At 70.3% G+C, this 22,352-nt stretch carries 19 protein-coding genes, 1 tRNA gene and 1 riboswitch; of the genes, 12 read left to right on the forward strand and 8 right to left on the reverse strand.

Annotation, left to right across the window (positions count from 1 at the left end):
* Nucleotides 1–258 precede the first annotated feature (258 nt).
* A complete protein-coding gene (locus tag ACWDSJ_RS13530; protein ID WP_387369492.1) occupies nt 259–1,047 on the forward strand; it encodes an adenylate/guanylate cyclase domain-containing protein in 789 nt (262 codons plus the stop codon).
* On the opposite strand, the gene ACWDSJ_RS13535 is transcribed toward ACWDSJ_RS13530, so the two are convergent.
* Nucleotides 1,031–1,186 carry a hypothetical protein gene (locus ACWDSJ_RS13535; protein ID WP_387369363.1) on the reverse strand — a complete coding sequence of 52 codons (156 nt, stop codon included), beginning with the start codon at nt 1,184–1,186 and terminating at the stop codon, nt 1,031–1,033. The two genes, ACWDSJ_RS13530 and ACWDSJ_RS13535, sit on opposite strands and share 17 nt — an antisense overlap.
* 83 nt (nt 1,187–1,269) lie before the next feature.
* Here ACWDSJ_RS13535 and ACWDSJ_RS13540 point away from each other — a divergent pair, with 83 nt between their 5' ends.
* The 8 genes from ACWDSJ_RS13540 (at nt 1,270) to ACWDSJ_RS13575 (ending at nt 10,471) form a co-directional block, all read left to right on the forward strand.
* Nucleotides 1,270–2,988, forward strand: coding sequence for an acyclic terpene utilization AtuA family protein (locus tag ACWDSJ_RS13540; protein ID WP_450031875.1), 1,719 nt, complete (start codon nt 1,270–1,272; stop codon nt 2,986–2,988).
* On the forward strand, nt 2,985–4,133 hold the full coding sequence (locus ACWDSJ_RS13545; protein ID WP_387369367.1) for an acyl-CoA dehydrogenase family protein: 1,149 nt from the start codon (nt 2,985–2,987) through the stop codon (nt 4,131–4,133). The genes ACWDSJ_RS13540 and ACWDSJ_RS13545 overlap by 4 nt, the downstream gene beginning before the upstream one ends.
* On the forward strand, nt 4,130–5,734 hold the full coding sequence (locus ACWDSJ_RS13550; RefSeq protein WP_387369370.1) for an acyl-CoA carboxylase subunit beta: 1,605 nt from the start codon (nt 4,130–4,132) through the stop codon (nt 5,732–5,734). The genes ACWDSJ_RS13545 and ACWDSJ_RS13550 overlap by 4 nt, the downstream gene beginning before the upstream one ends.
* 10 nt (nt 5,735–5,744) lie before the next feature.
* Complete coding sequence (locus tag ACWDSJ_RS13555; protein WP_450031877.1) at nt 5,745–7,736, forward strand: acetyl/propionyl/methylcrotonyl-CoA carboxylase subunit alpha; 1,992 nt, start codon at nt 5,745–5,747, stop codon at nt 7,734–7,736.
* Nucleotides 7,737–7,738: 2 nt separating this feature from the next.
* Nucleotides 7,739–8,899, forward strand: a complete 1,161-nt coding sequence (locus ACWDSJ_RS13560; protein WP_387369374.1) for an acyl-CoA dehydrogenase family protein — start codon at nt 7,739–7,741, stop codon at nt 8,897–8,899.
* Nucleotides 8,900–8,909: 10 nt separating this feature from the next.
* Entirely contained in the window at nt 8,910–9,683 is a 774-nt protein-coding gene (locus ACWDSJ_RS13565) for an enoyl-CoA hydratase family protein (RefSeq protein WP_450031879.1), read from the forward strand.
* A gap of 6 nt (nt 9,684–9,689) precedes the next feature.
* On the forward strand, nt 9,690–10,298 hold the full coding sequence (locus ACWDSJ_RS13570) for a TetR/AcrR family transcriptional regulator (protein WP_387369378.1): 609 nt from the start codon (nt 9,690–9,692) through the stop codon (nt 10,296–10,298).
* 100 nt (nt 10,299–10,398) lie between these two features.
* Nucleotides 10,399–10,471 (forward strand) — tRNA-Glu (locus ACWDSJ_RS13575).
* A 1-nt stretch (nt 10,472) separates the two neighbouring features.
* Here the strand turns inward: ACWDSJ_RS13575 and ACWDSJ_RS13580 are convergent.
* From ACWDSJ_RS13580 to thiD, 3 genes are all read right to left on the reverse strand, one after another.
* A complete protein-coding gene (locus ACWDSJ_RS13580) occupies nt 10,473–12,479 on the reverse strand; it encodes an ArnT family glycosyltransferase (RefSeq protein WP_450031882.1) in 2,007 nt (668 codons plus the stop codon).
* A complete protein-coding gene (locus tag ACWDSJ_RS13585; protein ID WP_450031884.1) occupies nt 12,476–13,720 on the reverse strand; it encodes a glycosyltransferase in 1,245 nt (414 codons plus the stop codon). The genes ACWDSJ_RS13580 and ACWDSJ_RS13585 overlap by 4 nt, the downstream gene beginning before the upstream one ends.
* Before the next feature lie 69 nt (nt 13,721–13,789).
* Nucleotides 13,790–14,632, reverse strand: coding sequence for a bifunctional hydroxymethylpyrimidine kinase/phosphomethylpyrimidine kinase (gene thiD / locus ACWDSJ_RS13590; protein ID WP_450031886.1), 843 nt, complete (start codon nt 14,630–14,632; stop codon nt 13,790–13,792).
* Between the two features lie 62 nt (nt 14,633–14,694).
* Here thiD and ACWDSJ_RS13595 point away from each other — a divergent pair, with 62 nt between their 5' ends.
* Together ACWDSJ_RS13595 and ACWDSJ_RS13600 are read left to right on the forward strand one after the other, a co-directional pair.
* Nucleotides 14,695–15,339 (forward strand): TetR/AcrR family transcriptional regulator, encoded by a 645-nt coding sequence (locus ACWDSJ_RS13595; RefSeq protein ID WP_450031888.1) that lies wholly within the window; start codon nt 14,695–14,697, stop codon nt 15,337–15,339.
* 57 nt (nt 15,340–15,396) lie between these two features.
* Nucleotides 15,397–15,804: a VOC family protein gene (locus ACWDSJ_RS13600; RefSeq protein ID WP_387369388.1), complete on the forward strand. Its 408-nt coding sequence runs from the start codon at nt 15,397–15,399 to the stop codon at nt 15,802–15,804.
* Between the two features lie 149 nt (nt 15,805–15,953).
* On the opposite strand, the gene thiC is transcribed toward ACWDSJ_RS13600, so the two are convergent.
* Together thiC and ACWDSJ_RS13610 are read right to left on the reverse strand one after the other, a co-directional pair.
* On the reverse strand, nt 15,954–17,606 hold the full coding sequence (gene thiC / locus ACWDSJ_RS13605) for a phosphomethylpyrimidine synthase ThiC (RefSeq protein ID WP_450031890.1): 1,653 nt from the start codon (nt 17,604–17,606) through the stop codon (nt 15,954–15,956).
* Nucleotides 17,600–17,727: riboswitch (TPP riboswitch) on the reverse strand. (Overlaps the previous gene by 7 nt.)
* A gap of 41 nt (nt 17,728–17,768) precedes the next feature.
* A complete protein-coding gene (locus tag ACWDSJ_RS13610; protein ID WP_450031892.1) occupies nt 17,769–19,124 on the reverse strand; it encodes a lipase family protein in 1,356 nt (451 codons plus the stop codon).
* A 98-nt stretch (nt 19,125–19,222) separates the two neighbouring features.
* On the opposite strand from ACWDSJ_RS13610, the gene ACWDSJ_RS13615 reads away from it, so the two are divergent.
* Nucleotides 19,223–19,909: a TetR/AcrR family transcriptional regulator gene (locus ACWDSJ_RS13615; RefSeq protein ID WP_387369394.1), complete on the forward strand. Its 687-nt coding sequence runs from the start codon at nt 19,223–19,225 to the stop codon at nt 19,907–19,909.
* Here the strand turns inward: ACWDSJ_RS13615 and fahA are convergent.
* Together fahA and ACWDSJ_RS13625 are read right to left on the reverse strand one after the other, a co-directional pair.
* Nucleotides 19,906–21,084, reverse strand: coding sequence for a fumarylacetoacetase (fahA, locus tag ACWDSJ_RS13620; RefSeq protein ID WP_450031895.1), 1,179 nt, complete (start codon nt 21,082–21,084; stop codon nt 19,906–19,908). The genes ACWDSJ_RS13615 and fahA overlap by 4 nt on opposite strands.
* On the reverse strand, nt 21,081–22,286 hold the full coding sequence (locus ACWDSJ_RS13625) for a homogentisate 1,2-dioxygenase domain-containing protein (protein ID WP_450031897.1): 1,206 nt from the start codon (nt 22,284–22,286) through the stop codon (nt 21,081–21,083). The genes fahA and ACWDSJ_RS13625 overlap by 4 nt, the downstream gene beginning before the upstream one ends.
* Between the last annotated feature and the right edge of the window lie 66 nt (nt 22,287–22,352).

Below are 22,352 nucleotides of genomic sequence, written 5' to 3' on the forward strand. Positions count from 1 at the left end.
AGGGAGTTCGGCGGACCCGCGTCGGGCCGGTGGCGTGTCCAAGGGATCCCCTCAGGGGAAAATTACGGGTCCAACCCATCGCGGTGCCTGGGCTACGCTCGGGGCGTGAGCGAAAGACCCTCCGGGGACGGCGAGGACACGAGTCGCGAACGGGCCGAAGCGGATCCCGAGCTCGTCATCCCGCTCACCCCCGCCGACGAGATCGAGCCGGGCCGGCGTTCGGGCGCCCGGTTGCGGGCGGGCCAGCTGTCGGCGCTCATGGCGGCGAATCAGCGCGCGGATCTCATCGGGGCGATCCGCAAGGCCCGCCAGAACCTGCCGGGCGATCCCTCGTTCGGCGATCCGCTGTCGCTGTCGGGGCCCGGCGGCCCGCGCGCGGTGGCCCGCGCCGCGGACAAACTCGTGGGCGATACCCCGAGCGCCGCCAAGGAGATCGGCCTCGGCGCGTTGCAGGTGTGGCAGGCCGTGCTCGAACGGGTCGGCCGCGGCAAGGGCGATCAGCAGGTGACGGTGATGTTCACCGATCTGGTGGCATTCTCGCGCTGGTCGCTGTCGGCCGGGGACGAGGCGACCCTCGAACTGCTGCGGCGGGTGGCCAAGGCCATCGAACCGCCGATCGTCGAGCGCGGCGGGCACGTCGTCAAGCGCATGGGCGACGGCGTGATGGCCGTGTTCACCTCGCCGGACCGGGCCGTGCGCGCGGCCGTGGCCGCCAGGGACAATCTCGCCCGCGTGGAGGTCGAGGGCTATCGCCCGCGCATGCGCATCGGCCTGCACACCGGCTCCCCGCGCGAGATCGGCGGCGACTGGCTCGGCGTCGACGTGACCATCGCGGCCCGGGTCATGGAGGCGGGCGGCAACGGCAACCTCATGCTCTCCGAGACCACCCTGCGGGCGCTCGATCCGGACACGCTGCCCGAATTGGGCCGTGCCGCACGGCCTTACCGCCGCGGCCTGTTCGCCGCCCCGCTCAGCGGCGTACCCGAGGATCTGCGCATCTTCCGCCTGGACCGCCCGCGCGCCGGAGCCGTCACCCCCACCACGTGAACGCGCCCACGGCCGCCAACACCGCGCACACCCCGAGGGCGACCGCGACGACGCGATTGTTCTTCCAGGTGCTCACGGCCCCGCCGACGAGGAATCCGGCGAGGGCCAGCAGGAAGATCACGATCACGGAATGGGACACCCGCCCATCATGCCAGCCCCGCCTCAGGAGAATAACAAGCACGCGGGCTTGATTTTTTCTGGGGTGGGTGTGACGCTACTGCCATGACCGCACCCACCCTGGCCGCCGACCCGGAGGTCATCCGGATCGGCAACTGTTCCGGGTTCTACGGGGACCGGGCGAGCGCCATGCGGGAGATGCTCGAGGGCGGGCACCTCGACGTGCTCACCGGGGACTACCTCGCCGAACTCACCATGCTCATCCTCGGCCGCGACCGGATGAAGGACCCCGACCTCGGCTACGCCAAGACCTTCCTCCGCCAGCTCGAGGACTGCCTGGGCCTGGCGCTCGAGCGGGGCGTGCACATCGTCGCCAATGCCGGTGGCCTCAATCCGGCCGGGCTCGCCGGGCGGGTGCGCGAGCTGGTCGACCGGCTCGGGCTGTCCGCGCGGGTCGCGCACGTGGAGGGCGACGATCTGCTGGCCCGCGCGGGCGAACTCGGGCTGGGTTCGCCGCTGACGGCCAACGCGTATCTGGGCGGGTGGGGCATCGCGGAGTGCCTGCGCGCGGGCGCGGATGTGGTGGTGACCGGGCGGGTCACCGACGCCGCGCTGGTGGTCGGCCCCGCGGCGACCCATTTCGGTTGGGGGCGAGACGATTTCGACGCGCTGTCCGGTGCGGTGGTGGCCGGGCACGTGATCGAATGCGGCACCCAGGCGACCGGCGGCAACTTCGCCTTCTTCACCGAACTCGAGGATCTCGACCGGCCGGGATTCCCGATCGCCGAGGTCCGCCGCGACGGCAGCAGCGTGATCACCAAGCACGCGGGCACCGGCGGCGCGGTCACGATGGATACCGTTGCGGCGCAACTGATGTACGAGATCCAGGGCGCGCGATACGCCGGGCCGGACGTCACGACCCGGCTGGACAGCATCCGGCTCGCCGCGCAGGGTCCGGATCGCGTCCTGATCGAGGGCGTCACCGGTGAGGCCCCGCCGCCGCGGCTGAAGGTCTCGCTCAACACCCTGGGCGGATTCCGCAACGAGATGACCTTCGTGCTGACCGGACTCGATATCGAGGCCAAGGCGGACCTGGCACGGCGGCAACTCGAGCGCTGGCTGCCCGAGCGCCCGGCCGAATTGGACTGGACGCTGGTGCGTTCGGACCGACCCGACGCCGAGACCGAGGAGCAGGCCAGCGCGCTGCTGCGCTGCGTGGTGCGCGATCCGGATCCCAAGCGGGTGGGGCGCGCGTTCTCCAATGTCGCGGTGGAACTCGCCCTGGCCAGCTATCCCGGCTTCACCCTCACCTCACCGCCCGGAAACGGTTCGCCCTACGGGGTTTTCACCCCCGGCTACGTCGACGCCACGGCCGTCACACAGGTGGCAGTGCTGCCCGAGGGCGGCCGGGTGGAGATCGAATCCACCTCGCGGACAACCGAATTGGCCGAGGTGCCCGAGCCGGAACTACCGGAACCCCTGCCGCGCACCGAGACTCGCCGCCTGCCGCTGGGGACCGTCGTGGCGGCCCGCAGCGGCGACAAGGGCGGCAACGCCAATATCGGGGTCTGGGTGCGCACCGACGAGCAGTGGCGCTGGCTGGCCCACACGCTGACCGTGGACGAGCTGCGCCGCCTGCTGCCCGAGACCGCGAAACTGACCGTCACCCGGCACGTCCTGCCCAATCTGCGGGCCCTCAACTTCGTCGTCGAGGGACTGCTCGGCCAGGGCGTCGCCTATCAGGCCCGATTCGATCCACAGGCCAAGGGGCTCGGCGAATGGCTGCGCTCCCGGCACGTCGACATCCCCGTGGAGCTGCTGTGAACCCTTGGGACACCCCCGAACGCCGCGAATTGCGCGCCACCGTGCGCGGTTTCGCCGAACGCGAGGTGCTGCCGTACCTCGACGAGTGGGAGCGCGCCGGGGAGATCCCGCGCGAACTGCACAAGAAGGCCGGGGCGCTGGGCCTGCTCGGCATCCAGTTCCCCGAGGACGTGGGCGGGGCCGGGGGCGACGGCATCGACGCCGCCATCGTGTGCGAGGAGTTGCACTACGCGGGCTGCTCGGGCGGCGTGTTCGCCTCGCTGTTCACCTGCGGCATCGCGGTCCCGCACCTCGTGGCGTCGGGCAACCGGGAGCACATCGAGCGGTGGGTGCGCCCGACCCTGGCGGGGGAGAAGATCGGTTCGCTGGCCATCACCGAACCGGGCGGCGGCTCCGACGTCGGGCATCTGCGCACGTCCGCGGTGCGCGAGGGCGACGAGTACGTGGTCAACGGGTCCAAGACCTTCATCACCTCCGGCGTGCGCGCCGATTTCGTGGTGACCGCCGTGCGCACCGGCGGGCCGGGCGCGTCCGGGGTGTCGCTGCTGGTGGTGGAGAAGGGCACCCCCGGCTTCACGGTCAGCCGTAAGCTGGAGAAGATGGGCTGGCTGGCGTCGGACACCGCCGAACTGTCGTATGTCGATGTGCGCGTGCCGGTTTCGAATCTGGTCGGCCCGGAGAACTCCGGCTTCGCCCAGATCGCGCAGGCGTTCGTCAGCGAGCGCGCCGGCCTCGCCGCCCAGGCGTACGGGCACGCGCAGCGCTGCCTGGACCTGACCCTGCGCTGGTGCCGCGACCGCGAGACCTTCGGCCGTCCGCTGATCAGCCGCCAGGCCGTGCAGAACACACTGTCGGAGATGGCCCGGCGCATCGATGTCGCCCGCGTCTACACCCACCACGTCGTCGAACGCGCCGCCCGCGGCGAGACCGACCTCATCGCCGAGGTGTGCTTCGCCAAGAACACCGCCGTGGAGACCGCGGAATGGGTTGCCCACCAAGCGGTTCAGCTGTTCGGCGGGCTCGGCTACATGCGTGAGTCCGAGGTCGAGCGGCACTACCGCGATGTGCGCATCCTCGGCATCGGCGGCGGCACCAACGAGATCCTGACCAGCCTCGCGGCCAAGCGATTGGGGTTCCAGTCTTGAGTATCCTGCGCAGCACCGTGGATCCGAACTCCGCGGACTACCGGGCCTCGGCCGAGGCCATGCTCGCCAAACTCGGTGAGGTCCAGGCCGAGTACGCCAAGAACATCGCGGGCGGCGGCCCCGACAAACTCGCCCGGCACCGCAAGCGCGGCAAGCTGACCGCGCGCGAACGCATCGAACTGCTCCTCGACGAGGACTCGCCGTTCCTGGAGCTGGCCCCGCTGGCGGCGTGGGGCAGCGAATTCCACGTCGGGGCCAGCGTGATCGCGGGCATCGGCATCGTCGAGGGCGTCGAATGCATGATCGTCGCGCCGGATCCGACCGTGCGCGGCGGCACCTCCAATCCGTGGACGCTGCGCAAGAACCTGCGCATGAACGACATCGCGCTGGAGAACCGACTCCCGGTGATCGGGCTGGTGGAGTCCGGCGGCGCGGATCTGCCCACGCAGAAGGAGGTCTTCGTGCCGGGCGGGCGGATGTTCCGCGACCTCACCCGGCTGTCGGCGGCCGGAATCCCCACCATCGCACTGGTTTTCGGCAACTCGACCGCGGGCGGCGCCTACATTCCGGGCATGTCCGACTACACGGTCATGATCAAGGAGCGCTCCAAGGTGTTCCTCGGCGGCCCGCCGCTGGTGAAGATGGCCACCGGCGAGGAGTCCGACGACGAATCGCTGGGCGGCGCGGAGATGCACGCGCGCGTCTCCGGCTTGGCCGACTATCTGGCCGTGGACGAGGCCGACGCGATCCGGCTGGGCCGCTCGATCGTCAAGCGGCTCAACTGGTCCAAGCGCGGGCCCGCCCCGCGGCCCGCGAGCGAGGTCATCGAACCGCTGTACGACCAGGAGGATCTGCTCGGCATCGTGCCGACCGACCTCAAGATCCCGTTCGATCCGCGCGAGGTCATCGCCCGCGTCGTGGACGGCTCCGACTTCGACGAGTTCAAACCCCTCTACGGGTCGAGCCTGGTCACCGGCTGGGCCGAACTGCACGGCTATCCGGTCGGCATCCTCGCCAACGCGCGCGGCGTGCTGTTCTCCGAGGAGGCCCAGAAGGCGGCGCAGTTCATCCAGCTGGCCAACCAGTCCGATACGCCACTGTTGTTCCTGCACAACACGACCGGCTACATGGTCGGCAAGGAGTACGAGCAGAAGGGCATCATCAAACACGGCGCGATGATGATCAACGCCGTCTCCAATTCGAAGGTGCCGCACATCTCGGTGCTCATGGGCGCCTCCTACGGCGCGGGCCACTACGGCATGTGCGGGCGCGCCTACGATCCGCGGTTCGTCTTCGCGTGGCCCAGCGCGAAATCCGCGGTGATGGGCGGCGCGCAGCTGGCCGGGGTGATCTCGATCGTGGGCCGGGCGGCGGCCGAGGCGAAGGGGCTGCCGTTCGACGCGGAGGCCGACGCGAACATGCGCGCGATGATCGAGGCGCAGATCGAGGCCGAATCGCTGCCGATGTTCATGTCCGGGCGGCTCTACGACGACGGCGTGATCGATCCGCGCGACACCCGCACGGTGTTGGGAATGGCCCTGTCGGCCATCCACAACGCCCCGATCCAGGGCGCCGAGGGCTTCGGCGTCTTCCGAATGTGAGGGCGGCACGATGATTTCCACGGTTCTGGTCGCCAACCGCGGCGAGATCGCGCGGCGCGTGTTCGCCACCTGCCGCCGCATGGGCCTGGGCACGGTCGCGGTGTACTCCGACGCGGACGCCGCAGCCCCGCACGTCCGCGAGGCCGACGCGGCCGTCCGGCTGCCGGGCAACACCCCCGGCGAGACGTATCTGCGCGGTGATCTGATCATCGCCGCCGCGCGGGCGGCGGGGGCGGACGCCATCCATCCCGGCTACGGATTCCTCTCGGAGAACGTCGAATTCGCGCGCGCGGTGATCGACGCCGGGCTGGTGTGGATCGGCCCGCCGGTGACCGCCATCGAGCAGATGGGCTCCAAGGTCGAGGCCAAGAAGATGATGGACGCGGCCGGGGTGCCGGTGCTCGCCGAACTGAATCCGGCCGAGGTCACCGAGTCGATGCTGCCCGTGCTGATCAAGGCGTCCGCGGGCGGCGGCGGGCGCGGCATGCGGGTGGTGCGCGCGCTCGCCGACCTGCCCGGTCAGCTGGAAGCCGCGCGGCGCGAGGCGGAATCGGCCTTCGGCGATCCGACGGTGTTCTGCGAGCGCTACCTCGAGACCGGGCGGCACATCGAGGTGCAGGTCATGGCCGACGCGCACGGCACGGTGTGGGCGGTCGGGGAACGCGAGTGCTCGATCCAGCGGCGGCATCAAAAGGTTGTCGAGGAGGCGCCCTCGCCGCTGGTGGAGCGAATCGACGGTATGCGGGCGCGGCTGTTCGAGGCGGCGCGGCTGGCGGCCGGGGCCATCGGGTACACGGGCGCGGGCACCGTCGAATTCCTCGCCGACGATCGGGGCGAATTCTTCTTCCTGGAGATGAACACCCGCCTGCAGGTGGAGCATCCGGTCACCGAGAACACCACCGGCCTGGATCTGGTGCGGCTGCAACTCCAGATCGCCCAGGGCCACCGGCTGCCCGCCGAACCGCCCGCGGCGCACGGACATTCGATCGAGGTGCGGCTCTACGCCGAGGATCCGGCACACGACTGGCAGCCGCAGAGCGGGACCGTGCACCGCATCGACCTCGGTTCGGGCACAACGGAATTCGCGATCCTGGACCGGCCCGGCGTGCGGCTGGACTCCGGGGTGGAGAACGGCTCGGCGGTCGGCGTGTTCTACGACCCGATGCTGGCCAAGGTCATCTCCTATGGCGACACCCGCGCGGAGGCGGCGCGGCTGCTGGCGGCCGCGCTGCGGCGCGCCCGGATCCACGGCCTGGTGACCAATCGGGACCTGCTGGTGCGGGTGCTCGAACATCCGGCGTTCCTGGCCGGGGACACCGATACCGCGTTCTTCGACCGGCACGGGCTGGAAAACCTCTCGGCCCCACTGGTTTCCGAGCACGACGAGCGGCTGTCGATCACCGCGGCCGCGCTGGCCGACGCCGCGCACAACCGCGCGCGGGCGCGCGTCGGCGGCGGCCTGCCCTCCGGATGGCGGAACCTGCCCTCCCAGCCGCAGTCGAAGTCCTACGACAGTCGCACCACCGGCAGGCACGAGATCCGCTACGCGCTCACCCGGGACGGGCTGACCGTCGAGGGCTTCGACGGGCTCGAATCGGTCGAGGCCACACCGGATTCGGTGACGCTGCTGGTGCCCGGCGAACGCGGCCCGGTGCGGCGGCGCTTCGACATCGCCCGCTACGGCGATCTGGTGGCGATCGATTCGCCGCTCGGACCGGTCACCGTGCGCCGCCTGCCGCGCTTCGAGGATCCCGCCGAGCACGTCGCCGAGGGCTCGCTGCTCGCGCCCATGCCCGGCGCGGTCATCCGGCTCGGCGCGGCGGCCGGGGAGCGGGTCGCCAAGGGCCAGCCGATCCTGTGGCTCGAGGCGATGAAGATGGAACACACCATCGCCGCGCCCGCCGACGGGGTGCTCGCCGAACTGAACGTGGCCGCCGGACAACAGGTCGACGTGGGCGCGGTGCTGGCCGTGGTCCGCACGGATGAGAACACCGAGGAGTGACCATGAGTTTCGTCGAGACCGACGAGCAGAAACAGCTGCGGGCCGCCGTCGCCAAGCTCGCCGCCAAATACAACTTCCGCGACTACGTCTCGGCCAAGGCGCGCCGCAACGAGCCGCTGTCCGAATTGTGGGACGAGGCGGGCAAACTCGGCTTCCTCGGGGTGAACCTGCCCGAGGAGTACGGCGGGGGCGGCGCGGGCATCTACGAACTGGCGCTGGTGCAGGAGGAACTGTCCGCCCAGGGCTGCGGCCTGCTGCTGGCGGTGGTGTCCCCGGCCATCTGCGGCACCATCATCGCCAAGTACGGCACCGAGGAGCAGAAGCGGCACTGGCTGACCCGGCTGGCCGACGGCTCGTCCAAGATGGTCTTCGGCATCACCGAACCCGACGCCGGTTCCAACTCCCACCACATCACCACCACCGCCCGCCGCGACGGCGGCGACTGGATCCTCAACGGGCGCAAGATCTTCATCTCCGGCGTGGACCAGGCCGAGGCGGTGCTGATCGTCTCGCGCACCGAGGACGCCAAGACCGGCAAGCTGAAACCCGCGCTGTTCATCGTGCCGACCGACGCGCCCGGCTTCGAGAAGACCCGGCAGGAGATGGACATCATCGAGCCGGACAGCCAGTTCACGCTGTTCCTCGACGACGTGCGGCTGCCCGCCGAGGCACTGGTGGGTGAGGAGGACGCGGCGCTGGCGCAGCTGTTCGCGGGCCTGAACCCGGAGCGGATCATGGGCGCGGCCATGGCCGTGGGCATGGGCCGCTACGCCATCGACCGGGCCGTCGCCTACGCCCGCGAACGCCAGGTGTGGAAGACGCCCATCGGTGCGCACCAAGGCATTTCGCATCCGCTGGCCCAGGTCAAGATCGAACTGGAACTGGCCAGACTCATGATGCAGAAGGCCGCGGTGCTCTACGACTCCGGTGACGACTTCGGCGCGGCGGAGGCGGCGAACATGGCGAAATACGCCGCGGCCGAGGCCAGTATCAAGGCCCTCGACCAGGCCATCCAGACGCACGGTGGTTCGGGGCTGACCAGTGATGTGGGCCTGGCGGGGATGCTCGCCGCGGCGCGTATCGCCCGGGTCGCGCCCGTCAGCCGGGAGATGGTGCTGAACTTCGTGGCCCAGCACTCGCTCGGGCTGCCCAAGTCGTACTGAGGAGATTTCGTTGAGTGACGCGCCCTTCGTGCGGTCCGAGGTCCGGGACGGGTTCGCGATCCTGACGCTGGACTCGCCGCACAATCGGAACGCCTTGTCCGCCAGGCTGGTTCGGGAGCTGCTGACCGGACTGCGGGACGCCGGTGCGGACGAGCGGGTGCGCGGGGTCGTGCTCACCCACACCGGCAACACGTTCTGCGCGGGCGCGGATCTCAAGGAGGCGCTCGACGCCGACCCGGCCGCCGCCGCCGATATCCGCACTCGCTGGATGGTCGAGGTGCTGCGGACGATTCTCGAACTGCCCAAGCCGGTGGTGGCGAAGGTGGACGGCAATGTCCGCGCGGGCGGTATGGGGATCGTGGCGGCCTGCGATATCGCGGTCGCCGGGCCCGGCAGCAGTTTCGCGCTGACCGAGGCGCGCCTCGGGTTGGCGCCGTTCATCATCTCGCTCACGCTGCTGCCGCGGATGGGTTCCCGGGCGGCCGCGCGCTACTTCCAGACCGGGGAGACCTTCGACGCCGCGACGGCCGAGCGTGCCGGGCTGATCACGGTGGCGGCCGAGGACGCCGCAGCGGAGGTCGAAAACCTCTGTGCCGCACTGCGATTGGGCTCACCTCAGGGTCTGGCCGAGAGCAAGCGACTGGTCAACGCGGGGGTACTCGCCGAATTCGAGCGCGCCGCCGACGAACTCGCGCGGCGGTCCGGATCGTTCTTCGGCACGCCCGAGGTGGTGGAGGGTATGACGGCCTTCTTCCAGCGGCGTCCGCCGGCCTGGGCACAATAGTCGGTCATGGCTACCCCGCACGAACCCAAGCAGGACCGCAGCCGGGCCACCCGGCAGCGGCTGCTCGAGGCGACCATCGACTGCCTGGCCGATATGGGCTGGGCCGCGGCCACGGTCGCCGTGGTCGCCGAGCGGGCCGGGGTCTCGCGCGGGGCGGCCCAGCACCACTTCCCGACCCGGGAGGATCTGATCACCGCGGCCCTCGAGCACATGTTCGACATCCGGATGGCGCAGGCCAAGGCCGAGGCGACGGCCCTCGACGGGGTCGCCGAGGGGGTCGGCCGCACCCAGGCCGTGGTCGCCGGGCTCGTCGAGTCCTACACCAGCCCGCTGTTCAAGGCGGCCTTGCAGGTCTGGACCCACGCCGCCGCCGATCCCGTACTCCGCGAACGCATCGTCCCCCTCGAGTCCCGCTTCGGCCGCACCTCGCACCGACTGGCCGTCGAGGCCCTCGGCGTCGACGACTCCGACCCGGTAGCCCACCACCTGGTCCAGGCCACCCTCGACCTGGCCCGCGGCCTCGGCCTCGCCGACGTCCTCACCGACGACTCCGCCCGCCGCAAGGAGATCGTCCAACAGTGGTCGGCAACCCTGCACACCGCGCTGACCCGATAACACCGGCCCCGGCCTACCGGCCGCTGGGCCGGGGGCGGGGCCGGAGAGGGCGATTTGGTCGGGGGACCGGGTGGCGGTTACTCTTGCGGGGCTTCGTTCTGGTCCCGTCGTCTAGCGGCCTAGGACGCCGCCCTCTCAAGGCGGTAGCGCGGGTTCAAATCCCGTCGGGACTACTCACTTTCGTTGTGTCAGGTCGTAGAGGGTTACGCCGTCCACCACTTGGGACGGGAAGTTGGCCGTCACCCAGGCCGTGATCTTGCCGCCCTCCGAGGAGTTGTTGTTGTCGCGGCCCGGTCCGCCCGTGCGACCGGCGATGAAGTAGTGGATGCGGTGGTCGGCGACGTCGCGCTGGAACTGCTCGAGGGTGGGGGCCGGGTCGTGGCCGTTGAACCCGCCGATCGGCATCACCGGCAGCTGGGTCTCCAGCTGGTAGTCCGCCGCGCCCATGGCGCTGATGGTCGCCGCGGCCCAGGTGTAGGAGTCGCCGCCGTCGGTCAGCAAGCGCAGCACCTGCGCGCTCGGGCGCCCGCCCATCCCGGGTCCGCCGCCCTGCGGGGGAGCGCCCGGGTCACCCTGCGGCGCACCGGCTTCCGGCGTCGGCGGCTGGCCCGGATTGCCTTGCGCGGCAGCGTCTTCGCCGCGTCCGCGGTCCTGCCGACCGCCGCCGGGCATCCCGCCCGGACCGAACTGCCCGGGTATGCGCGGTCCCGCCATCGGCATGGGCCCGGCATTGCTTCCGGCGAGGGTGTCCGCGGTGTAGGCCAGCGGACCCGCCAGGCCCACGACGCCCGCGAGCGCCGCGACCCCGGCGGCCACCCGGCGCGGCGCGGGGATCAGCAGCGCGAGGGCCGCGACGATGCCCGCGAACAGCAGCACCCAGCGCAGCCACGGCACGAACGAGGCCGTGCGGGACAACAACATCCACGCCGTCGCCACCGTCGCCGCGACCGTCAGGGCGGCCACGCACCGCACCCACAGCAGATCCCGGCGTCGCCACAGCAGGACCGCGCCCGCGCCGATCAGCGCCGCGATCGCCGGGGACAGCGCCACCGTGTAGTACTGATGGAAGATCCCCCGCATGAAGCTGAACACCAGCCCGGTGACCAGCACCCAGCCGCCCCACAGCACGAACGCCGCGCGCCGCCGATCGGTGCGAACGGCCTTGCCGCACAGCACGATTCCGGCCACGAGCAGGATCAGCGCCGCCGGGAGCAACCAGGCGATCTGCCCACCCTGCTGGGGCGCGAACAACCGGGTGATGCCCGGCGTGCCGCCGAAGAAGCCGCCGCCACCCCCCGGCGGACGGCCACCGCCGCCACCCGGACCGCCGCCGCCGTTGAACTCGTCGCCGTTGAGCCGTCCCAGCCCGTTGTATCCCAGCGTCAGCTCGAGGATCGAATTGTGCGGCGAGCCACCGAAATACGGCCGCGACCCGGCGGGCCACAGCTCCGCGATCAGCACCCACCAGCCCGCGCCGATCAACACGCCCGCCAGCGCGGCGAACAGCTGCGCGATCCGCGTGCCCAGCTTGGGCGGCCCGGCCAGCAGATAGGTCAGCGCCAGTGCCGGAACGACCAGCATCACCTGCAACTGCTTGGCCAGGAACCCCAACCCGACGAACACCCCGCACAGCACCAGCCAGCGGGTGCGGCCGTCCTCGACCGCCCGCGTCATCGCCCACGCGGCCGCGACCATCATCAACACCAACAGCGCGTCGGGGTTGTCGAAGCGGAACATCACCGCCGCGATGGGCGTCAGCGCCAGCACGAGCCCGGCGATCAGACCGGCCGCGCCGCCGAAGGTCCGGCGCACGGTCGCCCACAGCAGCGCCACCGCCCCGACCCCCATGAGCACCTGCGGGGCCAGCAGACTCCAGCTGCTCAATCCGAACATCCGGATGGACAGCTCCATCGGCCACAGCGAGGCGGGCGTCTTGTCGACGGTGATGGTGTTGCCGCCGTCGGAGGAACCGAACAGGAACGCCTTCCACGACACCGAACCCGCCTGTGCCGCAGCGGCATAGAACGAATTCGCCCAGCCGTTGGCACCGAGATTCCAGAAGTAGGCGATCGCCGTGCCCACCAGCAACGCGGCCAGGGCGAGGTACTCCCACCGCGCGCCACGCGGCCGCGCCGGGGATCCGGCGGCCGGAACGGTCGGGTCGAGGGTCGCCGTGCTCATCGGGCGAGCTCCGCGCTCGAGCCGGTGACCGCGTTGCGGAAGACCCAGCGCAGGCCGACGAACCGGGTGAGGGTGGCGACCAGGTTCGCCACCACGAGCACCAGCAGTTCCAGATGCACCGCCGCGCTCGGCGCCCAGTGGTGCAGCGCGAACAGCGAGCCGCTCGTCAGCACCCAGGCGAAGCCGAAGATCAACAGACCCTGGAAGTGATGCGAGACCGCCCGACTCGAACCGCGCACCCCGAAGGTGAACGCCCGATTGGCCGCGGTATTGCCGATCGCGGTGAGCAGCAGCGCGGCGAAGTTGGCCACCTGCGGACCCGTGAATCCTTGCAGCAGCACGTACAGCACCATATAGGCCAGCGTGGAGACGACCCCGATGATGCCGAACCGGACGAGTTGCCCGACCATGCCGAGTGGCACCCCGTCGACCAGGGGTTCGCGGCCGATGGCGGCGCGTAATTCGTTGACGGGCAGGGTGCCCGAGGCCAGTCCGCGCCCGACCCGCCACACACCGAGCAGATCCTTGCGGGCGGTGTCGATGATGTCGACGCGGGAGTCGGGGTCGTCGATCCAGTCGACGGGTACCTCATGGATGCGCAGGCCCGCCCGTTCGGCGAGCACCAGCAATTCGGTGTCGAAGAACCATTCGCCGTCCTGCACCAGGGGCAGCAGTCGGCGGGCCACGTCGGTGCGCATGGCCTTGAATCCGCACTGGGCGTCGGAGAAGCGGGTCTGGAGTGAGGCGCGCAGGATGAGGTTGTAGCAGCGGGAGATGATCTCGCGCTTGGGTCCGCGCACCACGCGCGAGGACCGTGCCAGCCGCGTGCCGATGGCCAGATCCGAGTGCCCGGACACCAGCGGGGCGATCAGCGGCAGCAGGCCGTTGAGGTCGGTGGACAGATCGACGTCCATGTAGGCGACGACCTGGGCGTCGGAGGTCTCCCAGACCGCGCGCAGCGCCCGGCCGCGACCCTTGCGGTCCAGATGCATCACGCGCACCCCGCCGAGTTCGGCGGCGAGCGCGTCGGCCACGGCGAGCGTGGCATCGGTGGACGCGTTGTCCGCGATGGTGATTCGGGCCGAGAACGGGAAGCCGTCGCGGAGGAAGGCGTGCAACCGGCGCACGCAGCCCGCGAGGTCGCGCTCCTCGTTGTAGACCGGGATCACGACGTCCAGTACGGGAGTGCGTACCGCGTCGGTGGTGGGGTTCGCCTGAACGGCCGTCACTGTCTCGGACATGCAACCACATTCGGCGATCAGCCTTGGGCGGCGCTGCGGTCGAGCTGGGAGATTCCTGGGAGCCGGAACTCAGGCGCGCAGCCGCCACAGCGGCGACACCGGGCCGTGGCCCGCGCCGAGGTCATAGGCCGCGGCCAGGCAGCGGGTGGTCCACTCCTTGGCGAAGGCCACCGCCTCGGGCACCTCGTACCCGTGCGCGAGCGCGCAGGCGGTGGCCGCGGCCAGGGTGTCGCCGCCGCCGTGATCGTTGCCGGTGGTGATGCGCGGGGCCGACAGCTCGTGGAAGCGGTCCCCGTCGAAGAGGATGTCGGTGCTGAACGCCGACGAGCGCAGATGCCCGCCCTTCACGATCGCCCAGCGCGGGCCGAGCGCGATCAGCGCCTCGGCGGCCGCCCGGGCCGTGCGGTCGTCGGTGACCTCGATGCCGGTGAGCAGCCGCACCTCGTCCAGATTCGGGGTGACCAGCGTCGCCAGCGGAATCAGCGTGTGCCGCAACGCGTCCAGGGCCGAGGCGTGCAGCAGCGGATCGCCGTGCATGGACGCCGCGACCGGATCGACCACCAGCGGAATCGATCCCGCCCGCCCGATGCCGACCTCGTCGCAGACCGCGGCGACCGCCTCGATGATCGCGGTGGAGGCGAGCATCCCGGTCTTGGCCGCGCCGACGCCGATATCGTCGGCCACCACCCGCACCTGCCCCGCCACCGTCTCCGGCGGGATCTCGTGAAAACCGCTGACGCCCACCGAGTTCTGCACGGTCACCGCCGCCACCGCGACGCAGGCGTGCACGCCCAGCAACGCCATCGTGCGGGTGTCGGCCTGGATCCCCGCGCCGCCGCCGGAGTCGGTCCCGGCGATGGTGAGAACGCGGACCGGGGTCTGTCCGTCGGGCGTGAGCGGCAAAAGTTTCACGAGTCGGAGCCTACAATCCTGTAATAGAACGGATCATTCCGTTCGAGTGTTAGAGTCGGGCCATGTCCGAGATCGCCTCCCCCGCCAAGGGCCTGCCCGGCCGCAAGGCCCAGGCCGCCCGTAACGACGGCATCATCCTCGCCGCCGCGCGCGAGGTCTTCCTCGCCGATCCGGGCGCGCCCATCGCCGCGGTCGCCGAACGCGCCGGGGTCGGGATCAGCGCGCTGTATCGCCGGTACGCCTCGAAGGAGGTGCTGCTGCGCACGCTGTGTTACGAGGGGCTGTGCCGGTACAACGCGGAAGCCGAAGCGGCGCTGGACAATTCGGACGACTGGACGGTGCTGGTCGAGTTCCTGCGGCGGGTGGTGGACGCCGATGTGCATTCGCTGACCGTGCGGCTGGCCGGAACCTTCACCCCCGACGAGAGTTTCGTCCCGCAGGTCCAGCGGTCCGGGGAACTCAACGACGAGATCATCCGGCGCGCCCGCGCCTCGGGCCGCCTGCGCGCCGGGGTCACCGCACAGGATCTCGGTCTGATCCTGGAGTCCTGCGCGGCCATCACCGCGCCCGATCCCGCCCGCACGGCCGAATTGCGCCGCCGCGTGCTGGCCGTCTTGATCGACGGCCTGACGGTAGGGGGTGAACTGCCGGGTCCGCCCCCGCGACCGGGCGAATTCGCCCAGCGCTGGCAGCGATCCGGGCGATGATTTTCCCCCGACCGTGGCGTCGGCAGATATGAACCCCCGGACCGAAAGGATGCGCCGATGAACTGGACCCTGGAAGTGGTGACCGTGCCGGTCTCCGATATCGATCGCGCGGTGGAGTTCTATCACGAGGGCCTCGGCTTCGCGGTCGACTTCGACATCGCCCCCGGCGACGACGTTCGCATCGTGCAGCTCACCCCGCCGGGTTCGGGGTGTTCGGTCGTGATCGGCAAGGGCGCGGTGCCCGCGATGCCGCCGGGCTCGCTGAAGGGTCTGCAACTGGTGGTCCCCGACATCCGCCGCGCGCACGCCGAACTCACCGACCGCGGCGTCGAGGTCGGTGAGATCCAGATCATCGGCACCAATCCGCATCCGGTTCCGGATCCGCTGGACAATGTGGCGTTCTTCTTCTTCGCCGATCCCGACGGGAACGGGTGGGCGGTGCAGCAGATCTCCACGCGCGCTTGACCTTTCGCTCGCCACCCCGGACGGAGTCCGGAACCAGGCGGGGTCCCGGGCTCCGCCCGGGGCAGCGAGAGGAAGGGACCGGGAGCAGCGAGAGGAAGGGGCCGGGAGCAGCGAGAGGAAGGGGCCGGGAGCAGCGACCGGCCCGAACGCTACGAGACGACCGGCAGATACACCTGATTGCCCGCGTCCGCGAACTCCGCCGACTTCTCGGCCATGCCCGCCGTCAGCGCCTGCTCGTCGGTGAGTCCCTGCCGGGCCGCGTACTCGCGGACATCGGCGGAGATGCGCATCGAACAGAACTTCGGGCCGCACATGGAGCAGAAGTGCGCGGTCTTGGCGGGTTCGGCGGGCAGGGTCTCGTCGTGGAAGTCGCGGGCGGTGTCCGGGTCCAGGGACAGGGCGAACTGGTCGCGCCAGCGGAACTCGAAGCGCGCCTTGGACAACGCGTCGTCGCGCTCTTGGGCGCGGGGGTGGCCCTTCGCGAGGTCGGCGGCGTGCGCGGCGATCTTGTAGGTGATCACGCCGGTCTTGACGTCGTCGCGGTTGGGCAGGCCCAGATGCTCCTTGGGGGTGACGTAGCAGAGCATGGCCGTGCCCGCCTGGGCGATGATGGACGCGCCGATCGCGGAGGTGATGTGGTCGTAACCGGGCGCGATATCGGTGGCGAGCGGGCCGAGGGTGTAGAACGGGGCCTCCTCGCACAGCTCCTCCTCGAGCCGCACGTTCTCCACGATCTTGTGCATGGGCACGTGCCCCGGGCCCTCGATCATCACCTGCACGCCATGGGATTTCGCGATCTTCGTCAGCTCGCCCAGCGTGCGCAGCTCGGCGAACTGGGCCTCGTCGTTGGCGTCGGCGATCGAGCCGGGCCGCAGGCCGTCGCCGAGGGAGAAGGTGATGTCGTAGCGCGCCAGGATCTCGCACAACTCGGCGAAGTTGGTGTACAGGAACGACTCTCGATGATGCGCCAGGCACCAGGCCGCCATGATCGACCCGCCGCGCGAGACGATGCCGGTGACCCGTTTCGCCGTGAGCGGCACGTAGCGCAACAGCACGCCCGCGTGCACGGTCATGTAGTCCACGCCCTGTTCGGCCTGCTCGATCACGGTGTCGCGGTAGACCTCCCAGGTCAGTTTCGTGGGATCGCCGTCGACCTTCTCCAGCGCCTGATAGATCGGCACGGTCCCGACCGGGACGGGGGAGTTGCGCAGGATCCACTCCCGGGTCTCGTGGATATTGCGCCCGGTGGACAGGTCCATGATGGTGTCGGCGCCCCAACGGGTGGCCCACACCATCTTCTCGACCTCCTCGGCGATCGAGGAGCTGACCGCCGAGTTGCCGATATTGGCGTTGATCTTCACCGCGAACCGCTTGCCGATGATCATCGGCTCGGATTCGGGGTGGTTGTGGTTGGCGGGGATCACCGCGCGCCCGGCGGCGACCTCGTCGCGCACGAGTTCGGGCGAAACCCCTTCGCGCGCGGCGATATAGCGCATCTCGGTGGTGACGATGCCCTGGCGCGCCCAGGCCAGCTGGGTGCGCGGTCCGGGGACATCGGGTTTGGCCCACTCGTCGCGCAGTTTCGGCAATCCGGCCTCGAGGTCGATGGCCGCGGCCTCGTCGGTGTACGGGCCCGAGGTGTCGTAGACGTCGAAGTGCTCGCCGTTGGTCAGCGCGATGCGGCGCGACGGCACGCGCAGCGTCGTGCCGTCCGCGTCGAGGTGTTCGTAGTGCTTGGCGCTGCCCTGGATCGGACCCGTGGTGACGGTGTCGACCGCGGTCGAGACGTGCCTGGATGACATCGGTGAATCCTCCCTACGCCGGCATTACCCGGTCAGGTTCGTACGGTCGACGGCCCTGATCCGCCCGGAATGGGCTAGCCGTCCTCTCAGCCCGCTGGTGCGAGCCCCCGTTGGCATATGTGGTTGTCCCGGCCGAGGGTACACCGGTCGCCGCGCCGCCCGTCAGTTTTCGTGCGGACCGATCGGCCAGCCGAGCGCGCCCGCGAGCGCGTTCAGATTGATGATCGTCTGCTCCACGAAGGCGTCGACGTCGGCGTACATGGATACGACATCGTCTGTGCGGCAACCGGTCTGATCGGGCGCGCCGGGAGCGAGCCGGGACTTGATCCAGTTGAAGGCGGCGCCCATCCCCAGCGTGGTGAGACTCAGATGCTCGCTGAGATGATCACGGGTGTAGCGCACCGAGGTACCGCCCTCGCACCACTGCCGCACCAGCCGGTCGTTGGTCCACACCGGCACCGCCTCGTCGAACACGCCCTGGTAGACGAATGTCGGTGCGGTCGGCGCGGTGCCGCCGAGCACGAGCGAGTCGAACACCGAGCGGATCTCCGGCAGCGCGAGGTACTCCTCGATGGGGATCGTCAGCAAGCGCTGATAGTCGACGAACATCGTGGTCAGCGCGTTGCGCGAAAGGCATTGGCGATTGGTGCGATCCATCAGCGCCCGGCCCTCGGGGGTCAGGTACCGGTTGGTCACCTCGGCGAATTCCGGATACGCCTTGATCAGCGAGGCGACCCCGATCGCGATGAGGCTCGAGAACATCGAGCCGTTCACGTGCAGCAGCGAGCGCACATCGGAGGTCGGCGCGCCCAGCGCCACGCCCCGGACGTTCAGTTCCGGCGCGTAGCCGGGCTGCGTCTGCGCGGCCCAGCCGCTGCCCATGCCGCCGCCGGAGTACCCCCACAGCGCGACGGGGGTGTTCGCCCCGTCCAGCCCGAGGGGTTCGAAGCGTTCGGCCGCGCGGATCCCGTCGAGGACCAGATAGCCGGGTTCCTTCGCCACGGCCAGATGTCCCTCGACCCCTTCGTAATCCGGGATGGACACCGCGTAGCCCTCGGCGATGGCGGCGGCGAGGCCGAGGTATTCGCTGTCGGAGTGGATGCCCTCCAGCCCGGTCAGGCCCGTACCCTGCTGGAGCACATAGGACGGCGCGCACTGGGGCGCGGCGCTGTCGTAATAGAACTGGGTGGACAGCAGCGGCCGGTGCCGTCGCGGGTCGGCGCCCTCCGGCAGGACGACCGTGGTGACCGCGGCCGTCGGGCGGCCGTCGAGATCGGTTGTCCGATAGAGCAATTGCCAGGACCGCACCCGCACCGGCAGGACGGTCGCGACGCCCAACCGCACCGGACGCGAGCGCAGGACCGCGCCCGGCTCCGCGGCTTCGAAGCCCTCCGGCGGCAGGTAGAACGAATCCGCCTGCGGCACAGGCGGATCCGCCGGTGCGGGCGCGGCCGGGACGAGCCCCAGCAGCAGCGCGGCGGCGATGGTCAGCACGGTCGACAGCGCCCTTCGAGACATGTCCTGCCCTTCCCTCATCCGGTGTGACAGGAATTACAACATGACTACCGGTTATCAACAAGGCACCTTTTTGAAACGTTGCCTACTACAGTCGGACTATGACCCGCAGCAATCCCGCCGCGCGGCCCGCTTCCACCCCGGCGCGGCGCCGGATCCGCGGTCTCGACGCCGCGGAGCGCAGCGCGCAGCGTCGTCGTCAGCTTCTGGACGCGGCCACCGAACTGTTTGCCCGGCAAGGTTTTTCGGGCACCTCCATCGAGCAGATCTGCCAGGCGGCCTATGTGGGCACGAAGGGGTTCTACGACCACTTCGACAGCAAGGAGGCGTGCTACATCGCGTTGCTCGAACAGATCACGGCGCAGATCCAGCAACGGGTCACGGCGGCGGCCGAACAGTCGCGCGAGCTGTCGTGGCCGGATCGGGCCGCGGCGGTGATCGCCGCCTTCGTGCACGCCATCGCCGACGATCCCCGGCTGGCGCGCGCGAGTTTCGGTGAGGCGGGCGGCATCTCGGCGACGGTCGAGCGGCAGCGGCGCGGCAACCGCCGATGGGCGGCGGCGTTCCTGGACGCGCAGTGGGCGGGGGAGCCGGATCCGGACGCCGAGGCGCAGCGACGGCGAATCGCGTTCGCGCTGGGCACGATCGGCGGCATGTTCGAGCTGGTGGCGGACTGGCTGCATCATCACGACGACGGCGGGTCGCCCGACGCGGTGGAGACCCTCGCGGGCGACCTCACGCACTTCTTCGCCACCGTCGACGCCGGGCGGCGGGCGCGCGAGGGTTAGCGGGCGGGCCGGACGCGCCCGGTCATCTCGCCCAGCGCGATGCGCGCGCCGTCCGCGCCGGGGGCGGTGGCGGTGAGCACGACCTCGTCGCCGTCCTCGAGGAAGGTGCGGCGCTCGCCGTTCACCTCGACGGGTTCGGTTCCGCCCCAGGACAATTCCATGAGGCTGCCGCGCTGGTCGCGCTCGGGGCCGGAGACGGTTCCGGAGGCGTACAGATCACCCGGGCGGACCGACGCGCCGTTGGCGGTCAGGTGCGCGAGCATCTGCGCGGGCGACCAGTACATGCGCCGGTAGGGCGGGTGCGCGACCGGCACGCCGTTCCACCGGACGGTGAGATCGATGTCGAGCCCCCACGCCTCGCGCTCGCGCAGATACGGCAGGGGTTCGGGATCCTGGCCGGGCAGCGGTATCCGCGCCTCGGTCAGGGCCGCGAGGGGCGTCACCCACGCCGACAGCGAGGTGGCGAACGATTTGCCCAGGAACGGGCCCAGCGGCTGGTACTCCCACGCCTGGATGTCGCGGGCGGACCAGTCGTTGACGAGGGCCACGCCGAAGACGTGCGCGGGGAACTCCTCGGTCCGGATCGGCCGTCCCGGTTCGGATCCGACGCCGATCACGAAACCGACCTCGGCCTCGATGTCCAGTCGGCGGGTGGGACCGAATTCCGGTGTGCCCGAGGCGGTTCGGAGTTGGCCGCGCGGGCGGATCACATCGGTGCCGGAGACGACCACCGTCCCGGCCCGGCCGTGATAGCCGACGGGCAGATGCCGCCAGTTCGGCAGCAGCGGTTCCCCGTCCGGGCGCAACAGGCGGCCCAGATTGGTGGCGTGGTCGATGCTGGCGTAGAAGTCGACGTAATCGCCCACGGTCACGGGCAGTTTCAGGCGCACGGCGGCCACCGGGTGCACGGCCGCGTCGGGCAGCGGGCCGGTGAGCAACTCCCGCACGCGTTCGCGCACCTCGCGCCAGTGCCGTGGTCCGCGGGCCAGGAAATCGTTCAGGGTCGGTCGCGTGAAGGTCGAATCGTCCAGCAGCACAGCGAGATCCACCACATTGTCGCCGTACCGCACGCCGATCCGGTACTCCCCGCCGGGCGGGGCGAACACCCCGTAGGGCAGGTTGCCCAGACCGAACGGGGAATCGGCCGCGATCGCCACCCGGCGCGTGCCCGTCATCGGCCCGAGTCGGGGCCGCGGCCCGACCAGGTCCACGCGTAGCCGGGGTCCTCGCAGGCCAGCGCGCCCTCGCCGAGGCCGAGCGGGCGGAAGGTGTCGACCATGACGGCCAGTTCGTCGAAGAACTCGGCCCCGATACTGCCCTCGTAGGCCGCGGGCTGCGGGCCGTGCGCGTAACCGCCCGGATGCACCGACACCGAACCCTGCGCGATCCCGGAACCCTTGCGCGCCTCGTAGTTTCCGCCGCAGTAGAACATGATCTCGTCGGAGTCCACATTGGAGTGGTAGTACGGCACCGGAATCGACAGCGGGTGGTAGTCGACCTTGCGCGGCACGAAATCGCACACCACGAAGTTGGCCCCCGCGAACACCTGATGCACGGGCGGCGGCTGGTGGACGCGGCCGGTGATCGGCTCGAAATCCGCGATGTTGAAGGTGTACGGGTACAGGCAGCCGTCCCAGCCGACCACATCGAACGGATGGGTGGCGTACACCAGCCGGGTACCGAGCACCTCCCGGCCCGGCCGGTGCTTGACCAGGACCTCCACGTCCGCGCCCACCTCGACGCGAATCTCTTTGGGGCCGTGCAGATCTCGTTCGCAATAGGGCGCGTGCTCGAGGAACTGGCCGCCGCGGGACAGGTAGCGGTTCGGCGGCGCGATGTGCCCGGTCGCCTCGATCACGTAGGCGCGCAACGGTTCCGGGCCGTCGGGTCGCCAGCGGTGCGTGGTCGCGCGGGGCAGCAGAACGTGGTCACCCTGGCGGACCGGCAGCGCACCGAAGACCGTGTCGACCGTGCCGGAGCCGGATTCCACATACACCAGTTCGTCGCCGAGACCATTGCGGTACAGCGGGGATTCGCGACCGGCCGCGACATAGGACAGCCGCACGTCGTCGTTGCCGAGCAGCAGGCGGCGGCCCGTCACCACGTCGGCGGTCGTCCAGGCGTCGCCGGGGAACAGCTCGTGCAGGCGCAGATGCCGGTGGCGCAGGGGATGATTGGGCACGATGCGCTGATCCGGGAGCGGCCAGACCGTCGAGTCCACGATCGCGGGCGGCGGCGCGCGGTGGTAGAGCAGGGCGGAGTCGCTGGCGAAACCCTCCTCGCCCATCAACTCCTCGTAGTGCAGCCGCCCCTGAGCGTCACGGTGCTGGGTGTGCCGCTTCGGGGGCACCGACCCCACTCGTCGATAGAACGCCATGCCCGCACTCCCGCCAGGTTGCTGGTCGGATGGTCACATATTTCCATCGTAGCTATGCGGATTGTC

It is taken from the genome of Nocardia sp. NPDC003482 (assembly GCF_053588115.1).